Here is a 14,980-nt window from a genome sequence, read left to right as displayed (position 1 = left end):
ACATCTTGATTAAATTAAGTCCACACTGTGGCGGTGTTGGTTTTAGATAATAATAAGCAGATGTAAAGCTAGAAATTTATGAGTGAAATAGAGAATTATCCAGGATATGTCGTAGAGCCACGATTAATTAATTTGTATAAAGCCAATGTAGTTGGTTTTTTGTTCTTTGCTATTTTTATTTTATTATATGGACTGCCTTTTTATTTGTTATGGGATATAAAGGAAAGTTTTTCTATAATGAAAAATAATATTTATGATAAGGATTCTAATGTATGGTGGGTTTATGTAATTATTATTGTTTCGGGTATCGTTATTCATGAATTGATTCATGGTATTGTATTTGCATTTTTCGCCAAAGAGGGTTTTAAATCGATAAAATTTGGTGTTTTATGGAAGATGCTCACGCCCTATGCTCATTGTAAAGAACCCCTACAAGTTAGGGCTTATATGCTTGCTCTTGTTATGCCTTTTATTATAGTTGGTTTATTGCCAGGTATTTATTCAATTTTTACGGGGAATTTGCCACTATTACTTTTTGCAATTTTTTTCTCAGGTGCAGCAGCAGGTGATTTCATGATTTTAAATTTAATTTATAAAGAGAATAAAGATAACCTGGTACTTGATCATCCTACTGAGGGAGGGTGTTTTGTTTTGAAAAAGGTTATGTAATTTAGCGGATTTCTGATTACGAAGAATATCCTATCTGAAGGGCTGGTCTAAATACCATGTAGCTAGTTCTTAATTTCTTCCAATGCCTCCAACCCAACTATTGTAATAAGAGATGCCTTGATCCCGTATATTAATACGCCATTTTGCTACTTATTTGCCAAAAAAAGAAATTTATTGCAATACAACCACAGGTTGTGGTACAAATATATCGTAATGTTTATTTTTGGTACATAAACTAAAATCTAAATCATCATGAAAATTAAAACACTTTTAAAATTTGTAGGTATAATAGCTGTTTTGGCATTTTGTGTATACCTTCTATCTAATGTTGGCGAACTTATTCGAGGATTTGAAGATGGTTTGAATGCGGCCAGAAATAAATAATAATCTTATATTAATATACATGAAAAAATATTTTATTCTCCTAATACTCTTCTTTTTTGTCACTTCTGGTGGCTTTGCGCAAAGTAATTCGATGCTATGGAAAATCTCGGGAAATGGCCTGAAACACGATTCCTATTTGTTTGGTACGATCCACATGTTGTGTCCTGACGATTTTGAAATCAAACAGAAATGCCTGGATGCGCTTAACTCAAGTGAGAAAGTCGTGTTTGAAGTTGATCTGACGAAGCCTGAAAATCTACAGATCATGCAGGCTTTCGCCGCTCCGCAGCCTGATTTTATAAAAAAATTTACTGAAAGTGATATAAAAAGTATGGATAGCATCTTGGTGCCTCAGCAGCTTTCCATTAAACTATTGGATTATGTATCGCCTGTCACGGCCATGTCCTTATTTGCAATGAAAGGTTTTAACTGTCCGGATCCAACCAAGATCAAATCATTTGAGGCCGAATTGGCAGAGATCGCAAGAATAAAGGGAAAGTCAATTGGCGAACTTGAAACTCCCGATTTTCAATTCAATCTATTAAAAGATTTGATTACGCCAAAGTTATTTATGGAGTCAGTGTTTCAGTTGGATAAGTATCCTGAGCTGACAGCTAAGATGGTAGCCGCCTATAAGAATGAAAACTTAACCGAGTTAACGGAATTGATTCAGGATCCGACTTGGATGACAGCTGAACAGAAAGAAAAGCTCTTGGCAGGACGGAATGTAAACTGGACAACGATTATTCCGAATTTAGTCAAGGAGCAGAGCTGCTTCGTTGCTGTAGGAGCTGGACACCTGTCTGGTGAAAAGGGGTTGATCTCATTACTTAGAGAAAAGGGTTATAGCCTGACGGCAATTAATTAAGGTGTTATTTTTTAGATATAAAGTAAGTAGTACGTTGATAGGGGGGGGAGACTAAATTATGTTGTTGGCAAGGAATCAAATGCTGCTTCGTAATTTAATGATGTTAGCTGTATAAAATGAGCGATATTTTTAAAGTAATAGCAATACCTAAGCATAGAAATCTGTATTTTTTTCTGGTATTCTTTTTAATTGAAGAAATGACAAATTGGGGTGCGTATTATCTTTTTGATCATTTCTCGCCAGGTTTTGCTGATATTGAGGAATATCATAAACAGGGATTGACATTTACATTTGTGTTATTGGTGATTGTGGCGCCGATCTTGGAAACTTTTTTTGCACAATTTTTTATATTGGAAGTATTACGTAAATTAAAAGTTTCCGCTTCAATTAGCGTTGTTATTGCAGCTATTGTTTTTGGTTTATTTCATTATTATAATATATGGTATATACTTGCAACTATTATTTCAGGGTTTGTATTTGCTTATTATTATATGGCATTACGTCCACAAGGAAAATGGAATAAAATTTTATTGCTGATTGCACTACATGCCATGGCCAATATAGTTGCTTTTTTTAGTACTTATGCTTAGTCGAAGCTTCTCTACAATATGGGAATAAGGTTTATTATTATTCTGATTTGTCTGCTCGCAAATCTACAATCCAAGGCTCAGATACAGTTTGTAGACGAGCAGAAAAAATTGCCCATCCCGTCGGTAAATGTCTATGATGGAACAGTAACTAAAATCTAAAGTAGCATGAAAATTAAAACACTTTTAAAATTGGGGGCTATAATAGCATTGATAGCATTCATTGTTTATGTTTTTTCTAATAGCAGCGCGCTTATCGAAGCGTTTAATGAGGGATACAATTCAACAAGGAATAAGTAATGTTGGCTGATTCCTAATATGACTATTGTTATGTTTAACGTTCAGCCATGTTAACAAAAGATAAAATAAAGTTAGTTGGTTATTTGTATCTGCTATTTATGGGAATTGGCATGGTACTCATGTTAATCATTAAATCTGTTGATACTTTTTTGGTAGTTGATTATTATAAATTGCCAAGTCTGTTGAATCATGATGTGTTTAGATCGATCAGGGCTTTAGCGCATAATAATAGCTTTTATATAATTTTATTGGCTGCTTTCTTTGCCCCGTTAGTGGAGGAGACTATGTTTCGTCTGTGGCTGTCTTTTGATCCACGGCATATAGCGATATCTCTTTCTGTTATTTTAATCTATTCCCTGTTAGGCTTTAAGAATTTATTTAAGATGAATTTAATGACCTTGGCCATCGTTTCATCTTTTTTGCTGATCTGTTTGTTGACCTATCAAATACTGAAGGGTATGAATATTGAACAATTTCTAATGAGGATTGTTTCAATAAAGGTTCTGGGCTCAATAAGTGCCATTTCATTTGGATTAGTGCACATAGCAAATTTTGCCCCTATTAATACGAGTATTTGGTTTCTTTATCCTATTTATGTACTTCCACAGATCATCCTTGGATATTTGACAGTTTTTCTAAGGGTAAGGTATGGATTTATATATGGGGTGGTGCTGCATGTGTTGGTGAATTTTGTTGCTGTTCTTGTGAAAATTTAAACACAATACGCGAAAGTCTATAATATGAATAATTTATTTAAATAAAATTAGGCTATGGAAATTTTAAAATCTGAAAGGGTTAAGTATCTCCTATATGCTTTGGTCATAATCGGTTTTTTGATTGCATTGATCAACAATTTTGATGCTTTTATGCAAGGCGTAAATGCGGGAATAGATGATGTCTTTGGAAATAGCGGAGACAGGAGTTAGCGTTCGGAGAAAATTATGAAACAAGGTTATTCGGTGATGGCAATTGAGTACAAATGGAAGGATGTCGGAATAGATTGAACCTTTACAAAGAAAAACCTAAATTCCTGAAAAATTAAAAGTTAGATACTTGCAGGATTCAAATCTTCTTATTAACTTTGCACCTCGGTTGGGGTGTTACGTCCCGATCGATGAATGTTACGTTATTTGCTTCCAACTTACTAACAGACATTTAACAAAATTAAATTCAAAACAAAATGGCAAAAGAAGTCAGTGCGTTAGTAAAATTACAAGTTAAGGGCGGAGCTGCGAATCCTTCACCTCCAGTAGGACCTGCATTAGGTGCTAAAGGTGTGAATATCATGGATTTCTGTAAACAGTTCAACGCTCGTACGCAAGACAAACCAGGTCAAGTATTACCTGTTGTCATTACAGTTTACGCGGATAAGTCATTTGATTTTATCATCAAGACTCCACCGGTAGCAGTTCAATTAAAAGATGCTGCTAAATTAAAAAGTGGATCTGGCGAGCCTAACCGTAAAAAGGTTGCGGCTATCACTTGGGAACAAGTTGAGACTATCGCTAAAGATAAAATGCCTGATTTAAATGCATTTACTGTAGAGGCTGCTATGAGAATGGTAGCTGGTACAGCACGTAGTATGGGTATTACTGTATCCGGTAATGCTCCTTGGAACAATTAATTAAGAAATCAATTTAAGAAAAGTGGCTAGATTAACAAAAAATCAAAAAGCGGCACTATCCAAAATTGAAGCTGGTAAAGCATACTCTTTGAAAGAAGCTTCGGCTTTAGTTAAAGAAATCTCATTGACCAAATTTGATGCTTCTGTGGATATCGACGTTCGTTTGGGCGTAGATCCTCGTAAAGCAAATCAAATGGTGCGTGGTATTGCAACATTACCTCACGGTACTGGTAAAACTGTTCGCGTTTTAGTTTTGTGTACTCCTGATAAGGAAGAAGAAGCTAAAGCAGCAGGTGCAGACTACGTAGGTTTAGATGATTACATCAGCAAAATTGAAGGTGGTTGGACTGACGTTGATATCATTATTACTATGCCTAGTGTTATGGCTAAAGTTGGTAAATTGGGTCGTATTTTAGGTCCAAGAAACTTGATGCCTAACCCTAAAACTGGTACAGTTACAACAGAAGTTGGTAAAGCTGTAACAGATGTAAAAGGTGGTAAGATCGATTTCAAAGTTGACAAAACCGGTATCATCCATACTTCTATTGGTAAAGCGTCGTTCGATGCAGATAAAATATATGATAACGCATTAGAGGTATTACAAACTCTAGCTCGTTTGAAACCATCTGCAGCTAAAGGAACTTACTTTAAAAGTATTCACATTTCCTCAACTATGAGTCCTGGTATTCATATTGAGACTAAATCAGTAGCAGGTATTTAATCATGAGAAAAGAAGAAAAACAAGAAATTGTTCAAGCTTTGGCCGAACAGATTAAATCTTACGGTAACTTCTATATTACCGATACTGCTGAGTTGTCCGTTGAAAAAGTGAATAGCATTCGTCGTAAATGTTTTGAGCAAGGTATCGAAATTAAAGCTGTTAAAAACACTTTAATTAAGAAAGCATTGATCGAAGCTGGTGTTGAAGAAGAAGATATTTTTGGAACGCTTAAAGGTGCGTCTACAATGATGTTTTCTGAAGTCGCTAATGCACCTGCTAAATTGATCAAAGAATTGCGCAAAACAGGTGAGAAACCGTTGTTAAAAGCGGCTTTCATTGAGGCAACAGCATTCGTAGGAGATAATCAATTAACTGCATTAGTTAATCTTAAATCTAAAAACGAACTTATCGCTGACGTTATCGCTGCATTGCAGTCACCTGCGAAAAATGTTATTTCGGCTCTTCAATCAGGAGGAAATACTGTTGCAGGTTTAGTAAAAGCTTTAGAAGAAAGAGGTTAACGAATCCTCTAGAACAGAATCATTCGTTACAATTTAATTAACAATTTTTACAAAGTACATTCAAAAATTCAAAATAAAATGGCAGATTTAAAACAACTTGCTGAACAGTTAGTTAACTTAACAGTAAAAGAAGTTAAAGAATTAGCTGATATCTTAAAAGACGAGTATGGCATCGAGCCTGCTGCTGCTGCTGTTGCTGTAGCTGCTGCTCCAGCTGAAGGTGGTGCTGCTGCTGCAGAAGAGAAAACTTCATTTGACGTTATCTTGAAAGAAGCTGGTGGTCAAAAATTAGCTGTAGTTAAATTGGTTAAAGATTTAGCTGGATTAGGCTTGAAAGAAGCTAAAGATTTAGTTGACGGAGCACCTAAAGAATTGAAAGCTGGTGTATCTAAAGACGAAGCAGAAGCTTTGAAAAAACAATTAGAAGAAGCTGGTGCTGTTGTTGAGATTAAATAATCTCAACTAATTAGCCCGAAAAGGTTTAGACTCTGACGATTTTTCGTCAGAGTCTATTCCTATTTATATCAATACGCCACTATGCTGTGTATATGCTGGGCACAGTGGACATGTGGTTTACAGCATACATGTAAGCGCAGTTTTTTTAAAACTAAAATTCATATTCCCTTGGCAAACAATAATATTCAACAAGAAAGAATAAACTTTGCAACAAGTAAGAAAGTATTGGAATATCCAGATTTCTTAGATGTGCAATTGGAATCTTTCAAGGAGTTTTTTCAATTAGAAACTACTTCTGACAACCGCCATCAGGAAGGGCTGTTCAAGGTATTCTCGGAAAACTTCCCTATTTCTGATTCAAGAAACATTTTTGTGCTAGAGTTTTTGGATTATTTCATTGATCCACCACGTTATGATATCCAAGAGTGTATCGAGCGCGGCTTGACTTATAGCGTTCCTTTAAAGGCTAAGTTAAAGTTATCTTGTAATGATGAAGAACACGAAGATTTCGAAACTATTGTTCAGGATGTATATTTAGGGACTATCCCTTATATGACTCCTAAAGGTACTTTCGTGGTAAATGGTGCAGAGCGTGTCATCGTATCGCAATTACACCGTTCACCGGGCGTTTTCTTTGGTCAAAGTAGACACACAAATGGTACTAAACTTTATTCTGCAAGGGTAATTCCTTTCAAAGGATCTTGGATCGAGTTCGCAACAGACGTAAACAACGTCATGTATGCGTATATCGACCGTAAAAAGAAATTCCCAGTTACTACCTTATTGCGTGCTATCGGTTACGATTCGGATAAAGATATCTTGGAATTGTTCGATTTAGCGGATGAAGTAAAAGTTAGTAAATCTGGTCTTAAAAAATATGTTGGTCGTCGTCTTGCGGCTAGGGTATTGAAAAAATGGGTAGAAGATTTCGTGGATGAGGATACTGGTGAAGTAGTATCTATCGACCGTAACGAAATTATCCTTGAGCGTGAAACTGTTCTAGAAGAAGATCACATTGATTTGATCATCGAAGCTGGCGTTAAGTCTATTATTTTAGCGAAAGATGATGACTCAAACAATGCGGACTATTCTATTATATATAACACTTTACAAAAAGATACATCCAACTCCGAAAAAGAAGCGGTAGAACATATCTATCGTCAATTGCGTAACGCTGAACCACCCGATGAGGAAACAGCTCGTGGTATCATCGACCGTTTGTTCTTCTCGGATAAACGTTATGATCTGGGCGACGTTGGTCGTTACCGTATCAACCGTAAATTGAAGTTGGATACTCCGGACGATACGAAAGTATTGACACGTGAGGACATCATCGCAATTGTGAAGTATTTGATCAATTTGATCAACTCTAAAGCTGAGGTGGATGATATTGACCACTTGTCAAATCGTCGTGTACGTACTGTAGGCGAACAATTATATGCTCAATTTGGTGTAGGTCTATCTCGCATGGCCCGTACAATCCGTGAGCGTATGAACATCCGCGATAATGAAGTGTTTACGCCAACGGATCTGATTAATGCACGTACACTTTCGTCGGTAATCAATTCGTTCTTCGGTACTAACCAGTTGTCTCAGTTCATGGACCAAACCAATCCTCTTGCTGAAATTACGCACAAGCGTCGTTTGTCAGCTTTAGGTCCTGGTGGTCTTTCCCGTGAGCGTGCAGGTTTCGAAGTCCGTGACGTTCACTATACACACTATGGTCGTCTTTGTACAATCGAAACACCGGAGGGTCCAAACATCGGTTTGATCTCTTCGTTGGCTGTACACGCGAAAATTAACCACTTAGGTTTTATCGAAACTCCTTACCGTAAGGTAAAAGATGGGGTTGTTGTGGTCGACGAACCGGTAGTATACTTATCTGCTGAAGATGAAGATGGCAAAACAATTGCACAGGCGAATGCTTTGTATGATGACAAAGGTAATTTCGAAGATGCAAAAGTGAAAGCCAGATATGAGGGTGACTTCCCGATTATCGAGCCTAATATGCTTGATTATATGGACGTCGCTCCAAACCAAATTACATCTATTGCGGCCTCGTTGATTCCTTTCTTGGAACACGATGATGCCAACCGTGCATTGATGGGATCGAACATGCAACGTCAGGCTGTGCCTGTATTGCGCCCGCAAGCTCCTATCGTAGGTACTGGTCTTGAAGGTCGTGTAGCGAAAGATTCACGTACTTTGATCAATGCTGAAGGTCACGGTGTGGTAGAGTATGTAGATGCTGATGAAATTAAGATCCGTTATGACAGAAACGACGATGATCGTCTTGTATCATTTGATGATGATGTCAGAACATATAGATTGATCAAATTCAAGAAAACCAACCAGAATACTTGTATGAACTTGAAGCCTATCGTTAGAAAAGGCCAACGAGTTGAACCAGGACAAGTATTGTGTGAAGGTTATGCTACTGAAAATGGTGAATTGGCATTGGGTCGTAACTTGAAAGTAGCGTTCATGCCTTGGCAAGGATATAACTTTGAGGATGCGATCGTAATTTCTGAGCGTGTAGCGAAAGAAGACTGGTTTACTTCTCTTCACATTGAAGAATTCGAACTTGAAGTTCGTGATACGAAACGTGGTGAGGAAGAATTGACAGCTGATATTCCTAACGTATCTGAAGAAGCGACAAAAGACTTGGATGAAAACGGTATTATCCGTATTGGTGCAGAAGTTGGTGGTGGCGATATCTTGATCGGTAAAATCACACCTAAAGGTGAGTCTGATCCTTCTCCAGAAGAGAAATTATTACGTGCAATCTTTGGTGACAAAGCTGGCGACGTGAAAGATGCTTCATTGAAAACGCCGCCTTCGTTGAAAGGTGTTGTGATCGATACGAAGTTGTTCTCCCGTGCGAAGAAAATGTCTAAAGAGGTTGAACGTAAAACTTTAGAGAAACTAGAGGTTGCTCACGATAGAGCTGTTAAATCATTGAAAGAGCGTTTGGTGGAAAAATTATTCACTGTGGTGAATGGTAAAACAAGCCAAGGTGTATACAATGTATATAAAGAGTTGTTGGTCGCTAAAGGCGCTAAGTTTACACAAAAAATCTTAGCTGAATTAGATTACAACAACATCAACCCAATGGGATGGACAACTGACGAAGATAAAAATGAGTTGATCAAAATGGCCCTTCATAATTACAATATCAAAATTAATGAAGAGTTAGGTGCGTTCAAACGTGATAAATTCGCAGTATCTGTCGGGGATGAACTTCCATCAGGAATCGTGCAGATGGCTAAAGTTTACGTCGCTAAAAAACGTAAATTGAAAGTAGGGGATAAGATGGCTGGTCGTCACGGTAACAAAGGTATCGTTGCACGTATCGTACGTGATGAGGATATGCCTTTCTTGGAAGATGGTACACCTGTTGATATCGTGTTGAACCCACTTGGGGTACCTTCACGGATGAACTTGGGACAGATCTACGAAACCGTATTGGGTTGGGCTGGTCAAAAATTAGGTGTTAAGTTTGCGACGCCAATCTTTGACGGTGCTGAAATGGATCAGGTACAAGACTGGGTGGCGAAAGCTGGTTTGCCAAAATCCGGACGTACATATTTGTATAACGGATTAACAGGTGACCGTTTTGATCAACCAACGACTGTAGGTGTAATTTACATGTTGAAATTAGGTCACATGGTTGATGATAAAATGCACGCGCGTTCAATCGGTCCTTACTCATTGATCACGCAACAGCCGCTGGGTGGTAAAGCACAATTCGGTGGTCAGCGTTTCGGTGAGATGGAGGTTTGGGCATTGGAAGCATTCGGTGCATCTAACATCCTTCAAGAGATCTTGACTGTGAAATCGGATGATGTGGTTGGTCGTGCCAAAACTTACGAGGCAATCGTAAAAGGTAACAATCTTCCAACACCATCGGTACCAGAATCGTTCAACGTATTGGTACACGAGTTGCGCGGATTGGGTCTAGATATCACATTGGATTAATTAAGCAATTAGGGCTTTGAAGGGCTCCAGTCCTTCAAAGCTTCTTTATAAAGCTTTAACTTTTGAATAAGTATGTCTTACAAAAAAGATAATAAAATTAAAAGCAACTTCACTTCGATTACGATCAGCTTGGCTTCTCCAGAAACTATTTTGGAACGCTCAAGTGGTGAAGTTACAAAACCGGAAACGATTAACTATCGTACCTACAAACCAGAACGTGATGGTTTATTCTGTGAGCGTATTTTTGGTCCTGTAAAGGATTACGAATGTCACTGTGGTAAATACAAACGTATCCGTTATAAAGGTATCGTGTGTGACCGTTGTGGTGTTGAAGTAACGGAGAAAAAAGTACGTCGTGAGCGTATGGGACACATCAACTTGGTGGTTCCTGTTGCGCACATCTGGTACTTCCGCTCTCTTCCTAATAAAATCGGTTATTTATTGGGACTTCCTACCAAGAAATTGGATATGATCATTTACTATGAACGTTATGTGGTTATCCAAGCTGGTATTAAGGAAGAAGATGGTATCAACTTTATGGACTTCTTGACTGAAGAAGAATATTTAGATATTTTAGATACTTTACCAAAAGAAAATCAATATTTAGACGATAACGATCCTCAAAAATTTGTCGCTAAGATGGGGGCTGAGGCGTTGGAAGATTTGTTGAAACGTATTGATTTGGATCAATTATCTTACGATTTACGTCACCAAGCTGCTAACGAGACTTCGCAACAACGTAAAAATGAGGCGTTAAAACGTCTTCATGTTGTTGAAGCTTTCCGTAGCTCACGTGAAAATATCGAGAATCGTCCAGAATGGATGATCGTAAAGATTGTTCCAATCATTCCGCCTGAATTGCGCCCTTTGGTGCCTTTGGATGGTGGCCGTTTTGCGACTTCGGATTTGAACGACTTATACCGTCGTGTGATTATCCGTAACAACCGTCTAAAACGTTTGATTGAAATCAAAGCTCCAGAAGTAATCTTACGTAACGAAAAACGTATGCTTCAAGAAGCGGTAGATTCATTGTTTGACAACTCGCGTAAAGTGAATGCTGTTAAGACTGAAGGTAACCGCGCGTTGAAGTCTTTGTCTGATATTTTGAAAGGTAAACAAGGGCGTTTCCGTCAAAACTTATTAGGTAAGCGTGTGGATTATTCGGCTCGTTCGGTAATTGTGGTAGGTCCTCACTTGAAATTACACGAGTGTGGTCTTCCTAAAGATATGGCTGCTGAACTTTACAAACCGTTTATCATCCGTAAGATGATCGAGCGTGGTATTGTGAAAACAGTAAAATCAGCTAAAAAAATCGTAGATCGTAAAGATCCGGTTGTATGGGATATCCTTGAAAACGTATTGAAAGGTCACCCTGTATTACTAAACCGTGCACCTACGCTTCACCGTTTGGGTATTCAAGCTTTCCAGCCTACCTTGGTAGAGGGTAAAGCGATTCAATTACACCCATTGGTGTGTACAGCGTTCAACGCCGATTTTGACGGTGACCAGATGGCGGTTCACTTACCTCTAGGTAATGCCGCAGTTTTGGAAGCCCAAATTTTGATGTTGGCAGCACACAATATCTTAAATCCTGCGAACGGTTCGCCGATCACAGTACCATCTCAAGACATGGTATTGGGTCTTTACTATATTACTAAAGGCCGTAAAACTGCTGGTGATCATATCGTAAGAGGTCAAGATATGATTTTCTATTCGGCTGAAGAGGTCATCATTGCTTTAAATGAGAAGCAAATCGATCTTCACGCTTGGATTAAAGTAAAAACAAAAGTTAGACAAAAAGATGGTAGCATCGTTGATACCTTATTAGAAACAACTGTGGGTCGTGTGATCTTCAACCAAGTTGTTCCTGAAGAAATGGGATTTGTCAATGAATTGCTTACCAAAAAATCTTTGCGTAATATCATCGGTGAGATTGTGAAGACTACGGGTATGGCTCGTGCAGCGCAATTCTTGGATGATATGAAAGAATTGGGATATCAAACAGCCTTCAAAGGTGGTCTTTCTTTCAACTTGGAAGATTTGAACATTCCTGCTGCGAAAGCTGAGTTGATCCAACAAGCAACGAACGAAGTTGAAGAAGTGATGAACAACTATAACATGGGTTTCATTACCAACAACGAACGTTACAATCAAATCATCGATATCTGGACGCGTATCAACAATAGATTGACAGCGCACGTAATGGATATTCTTTCTAACGATAATCAAGGTTTCAACTCAGTTTATATGATGTTGGATTCTGGAGCCCGTGGTTCGAAAGAGCAGATCCGTCAGTTATGTGGTATGCGTGGTCTGATGGCGAAACCTCAAAAATCCGGTACTTCAGGTGGTGAGATTATTGAAAACCCGATCCTGTCAAACTTTAAAGAAGGTTTGTCCGTATTGGAGTACTTTATCTCTACCCACGGTGCGCGTAAAGGTCTTGCGGATACGGCGTTGAAAACGGCGGATGCGGGTTACTTGACTCGTCGTTTACATGACGTTGCTCAGGATATGATCGTTGTGGAGCAAGATTGTGGTGGTTTACGTGGTATTTACACAACAGCATTAAAAGATAATGATGATGTAGTTGAGCCATTGTTCGATCGTATTTTGGGTCGTACACCATTACATGATGTATTCCATCCGGAAACAGATGAGTTAATTGTTTCTGCAAACGAAGATATCACGGAGGAAATCGCTGAAGTCATCGAGAAATCAGGTATTGAGGGTGTCGAAATTCGTACTGTATTAACTTGTGAATCGAAACGTGGTGTGTGTGCTTGTTGTTACGGTCGTAACTTGGCGTCCGGTAAACGTGTTCAATTGGGTGAAGCTGTCGGTGTTATCGCAGCTCAATCAATCGGTGAGCCGGGTACACAGTTAACACTTCGTACGTTCCACGTGGGTGGTACGGCATCAAACATCGCCGCAGACTCAAGCATCATTTCTAAATACGATGGTAGAATCGAATTTGAAAATGTGCGTACCGTTTCGCAAACAAATGACAATGGTACACATCAAGTCGTTTTAGGACGTTCTGGTGAGGTTAAGATCATTGATGCACATAATAAAATTGTATTCCAACAAAATATCCCTTACGGTTCGCAATTGTTCGTTGAAGACGGTGGTACTGTAGCTAAAGGGGATAAATTGGTAGAATGGGATCCATATAACGCGGTAATTATCTCTGAATTTGCTGGTAAAGTTGAGTTTGATGCAATCATCGAAGGTGTTACCTTCCGTGAAGAATCAGATGAGCAAACTGGTCACAAAGAGAAAGTAATTATTGAAACACGTGATAAAACGAAAAACCCATCCATCAAGATTCTTGATAAATCCGGAGAGGTTATCCGTACGTACAATATACCGGTGGGCGCCCACGTTGCTGTTGCTAACGGGGTGACTGTGAAAGAAGGTGGTATCTTAGTTAAGATTCCTCGTTCTACTGGTAAAACACGAGATATCACGGGTGGTCTTCCACGTGTAACCGAGCTATTCGAAGCACGTAACCCTTCTAACCCTGCTGTCGTGACAGAAATCGATGGTGTGGTAACATTAGGTGGTGTGAAACGTGGTAACCGTGAGATGTCGATAGAATCACGTGATGGTCAAATCAAGAAATACTTGGTGCCACTTTCTAAACATATCCTTGTTCAGGATAATGACTTTGTGAAAGCAGGTATGCCATTATCGGATGGTTCGATTTCTCCAGCAGATATCTTATCGATTAAAGGACCGTCAGCGGTGCAACATTACATCGTGAATGGTATCCAAGAGGTATACCGTCTTCAAGGTGTGAAGATCAACGATAAGCACTTCGAAACGATCGTTCACCAGATGATGCAAAAAGTTAACATTGAGGATCCGGGAGATACACGTTTCTTAGAAAAAGAAGCTGTAAACAAATGGGACTTCATGGAAGAGAATGATTCTTTGTTTGACAAAAAAGTCGTTGTCGATGCGGGAGATTCCAATAGCTTACGTCCAGGACAAATTGTTTCTTTACGTAAGTTGAGAGAGGAGAATTCAAGCTTGAAACGTCGTGACTTAAAACTTGTAGAAGTGCGTGAAGCAATTCCAGCAACTTCAAGTCCATTGTTGCAAGGTATCACTAGAGCATCGTTGGGTACGAAATCGTTCATCTCAGCGGCCTCTTTCCAAGAGACTACTAAAGTGTTGAACGAAGCTGCTATCGCTGGTAAACGTGACAACTTGTTAGGTTTGAAAGAAAACGTAATCGTTGGTCACTTGATCCCTTCAGGTACAGGTATCCGTCAATACAGCAACTTAATTGTCGGTTCTCGTGAAGAATACGATCAATTGTTGGCTTCGAAAGAAGAAGATTAATCTAGCATAGATTATTTCATATAGAAAGGTCCAGGCGCATGTCTGGACCTTTTTTTGCTTTATGGAACTAGGTTTTTATGAATTCTTATTCTTAAGGATGTTAATTAGCTATATATTGTCTTGTTGAAAATAATCTAGGATCACCTTCTATTTCACTTTGGATAAGAGAAAAATTATGGGAATTGCTGTTGTCTTATCCATTTTTAGCCAACGGATTGTTGTTAATGATTGGGATTCGGGTTGGTTTTTAGATAAAGTTGTTGGTTATTTAACCTATGATTTGATCTGTTTGAATTGTTTGCCGAAGGCGTCTTTAAAAATAAATCGTTCAATGTTACAGTAAGTTAACGCTAATATTAAAAAATAATAAACAAAAGGCTTGGAAGTTTGCCCGAAAACTCCCTATCTTTGCACCACTCCGCAAGGGAGGAACGGTTGCTTCGAAAGAAGGAATCCTGAAAAAAGAAGGGTTTAACGGGAGTTAGGCGCAGAAATTGGAAAAAGAAAAAGAAAAAAAACTTC

At 38.5% G+C, this 14,980-nt stretch carries 12 protein-coding genes; all 12 read left to right on the top strand.

Going from position 1 to position 14,980, the window contains the following annotated elements:
- Positions 1-78 precede the first annotated feature (78 nt).
- The 12 genes from DCO56_RS21660 to rpoC all read left to right on the top strand — a co-directional run bounded on the left by DCO56_RS21660 (position 79) and on the right by rpoC (position 14,458).
- Complete coding sequence (locus DCO56_RS21660) at positions 79-669, top strand: DUF3267 domain-containing protein (RefSeq protein ID WP_108635843.1); 591 nt, start codon at positions 79-81, stop codon at positions 667-669.
- A gap of 252 nt (positions 670-921) precedes the next feature.
- On the top strand, positions 922-1,053 hold the full coding sequence (locus DCO56_RS29915; RefSeq protein WP_277603201.1) for a hypothetical protein: 132 nt from the start codon (positions 922-924) through the stop codon (positions 1,051-1,053).
- Positions 1,054-1,072: 19 nt separating this feature from the next.
- Positions 1,073-1,921, top strand: a complete 849-nt coding sequence (locus tag DCO56_RS21655; RefSeq protein WP_165305685.1) for a TraB/GumN family protein — start codon at positions 1,073-1,075, stop codon at positions 1,919-1,921.
- A gap of 116 nt (positions 1,922-2,037) precedes the next feature.
- Positions 2,038-2,511, top strand: a complete 474-nt coding sequence (locus tag DCO56_RS21650; protein ID WP_108635841.1) for a CPBP family intramembrane glutamic endopeptidase — start codon at positions 2,038-2,040, stop codon at positions 2,509-2,511.
- 344 nt (positions 2,512-2,855) lie between these two features.
- Complete coding sequence (locus DCO56_RS21645) at positions 2,856-3,524, top strand: CPBP family glutamic-type intramembrane protease (protein ID WP_108635840.1); 669 nt, start codon at positions 2,856-2,858, stop codon at positions 3,522-3,524.
- Positions 3,525-3,578: 54 nt separating this feature from the next.
- Complete coding sequence (locus tag DCO56_RS29365; protein WP_165305686.1) at positions 3,579-3,734, top strand: hypothetical protein; 156 nt, start codon at positions 3,579-3,581, stop codon at positions 3,732-3,734.
- Between the two features lie 254 nt (positions 3,735-3,988).
- On the top strand, positions 3,989-4,432 hold the full coding sequence (rplK, locus tag DCO56_RS21640) for a 50S ribosomal protein L11 (protein ID WP_028072660.1): 444 nt from the start codon (positions 3,989-3,991) through the stop codon (positions 4,430-4,432).
- Between the two features lie 22 nt (positions 4,433-4,454).
- Positions 4,455-5,153 carry a 50S ribosomal protein L1 gene (gene rplA / locus DCO56_RS21635; protein WP_046672240.1) on the top strand — a complete coding sequence of 233 codons (699 nt, stop codon included), beginning with the start codon at positions 4,455-4,457 and terminating at the stop codon, positions 5,151-5,153.
- 2 nt (positions 5,154-5,155) lie between these two features.
- Positions 5,156-5,674 carry a 50S ribosomal protein L10 gene (gene rplJ / locus DCO56_RS21630; protein ID WP_108635839.1) on the top strand — a complete coding sequence of 173 codons (519 nt, stop codon included), beginning with the start codon at positions 5,156-5,158 and terminating at the stop codon, positions 5,672-5,674.
- A 78-nt stretch (positions 5,675-5,752) separates the two neighbouring features.
- Positions 5,753-6,130: a 50S ribosomal protein L7/L12 gene (rplL, locus tag DCO56_RS21625; protein ID WP_002992785.1), complete on the top strand. Its 378-nt coding sequence runs from the start codon at positions 5,753-5,755 to the stop codon at positions 6,128-6,130.
- Between the two features lie 168 nt (positions 6,131-6,298).
- Positions 6,299-10,108 (top strand): DNA-directed RNA polymerase subunit beta, encoded by a 3,810-nt coding sequence (rpoB, locus tag DCO56_RS21620; protein WP_108636101.1) that lies wholly within the window; start codon positions 6,299-6,301, stop codon positions 10,106-10,108.
- Between the two features lie 72 nt (positions 10,109-10,180).
- The gene (rpoC, locus tag DCO56_RS21615; RefSeq protein ID WP_108635838.1) at positions 10,181-14,458 is read left to right on the top strand and encodes a DNA-directed RNA polymerase subunit beta'; all 4,278 of its coding nucleotides are present in this window, start codon (positions 10,181-10,183) and stop codon (positions 14,456-14,458) included.
- The last annotated feature ends 522 nt before the right edge of the window (positions 14,459-14,980 follow it).

The sequence above is a fragment of the Sphingobacterium athyrii genome, from assembly GCF_003071065.1.
Taxonomy (GTDB): Bacteria; Bacteroidota; Bacteroidia; order Sphingobacteriales; family Sphingobacteriaceae; genus Sphingobacterium; species Sphingobacterium athyrii.
Note: the sequence above shows the minus strand (reverse complement) of the source record. Positions and strands in the feature narration are given on the sequence as shown.

Excerpts from the sequence above, each read along its gene's own strand:
- DCO56_RS21660 (WP_108635843.1), top strand. The coding sequence starts at position 79 with ATGAGTGAAATAGAGAATTATCCAGGATATGTCGTAGAGCCACGATTA.
- DCO56_RS29915 (WP_277603201.1), top strand. The coding sequence starts at position 922 with ATGAAAATTAAAACACTTTTAAAATTTGTAGGTATAATAGCTGTTTTG.
- DCO56_RS21655 (WP_165305685.1), top strand. The coding sequence starts at position 1,073 with ATGAAAAAATATTTTATTCTCCTAATACTCTTCTTTTTTGTCACTTCT.
- DCO56_RS21650 (WP_108635841.1), top strand. The coding sequence starts at position 2,038 with ATGAGCGATATTTTTAAAGTAATAGCAATACCTAAGCATAGAAATCTG.
- DCO56_RS21645 (WP_108635840.1), top strand. The coding sequence starts at position 2,856 with ATGTTAACAAAAGATAAAATAAAGTTAGTTGGTTATTTGTATCTGCTA.
- DCO56_RS29365 (WP_165305686.1), top strand. The coding sequence starts at position 3,579 with ATGGAAATTTTAAAATCTGAAAGGGTTAAGTATCTCCTATATGCTTTG.
- rplK (WP_028072660.1), top strand. The coding sequence starts at position 3,989 with ATGGCAAAAGAAGTCAGTGCGTTAGTAAAATTACAAGTTAAGGGCGGA.
- rplJ (WP_108635839.1), top strand. The coding sequence starts at position 5,156 with ATGAGAAAAGAAGAAAAACAAGAAATTGTTCAAGCTTTGGCCGAACAG.
- rplL (WP_002992785.1), top strand. The coding sequence starts at position 5,753 with ATGGCAGATTTAAAACAACTTGCTGAACAGTTAGTTAACTTAACAGTA.
- rpoC (WP_108635838.1), top strand. The coding sequence starts at position 10,181 with ATGTCTTACAAAAAAGATAATAAAATTAAAAGCAACTTCACTTCGATT.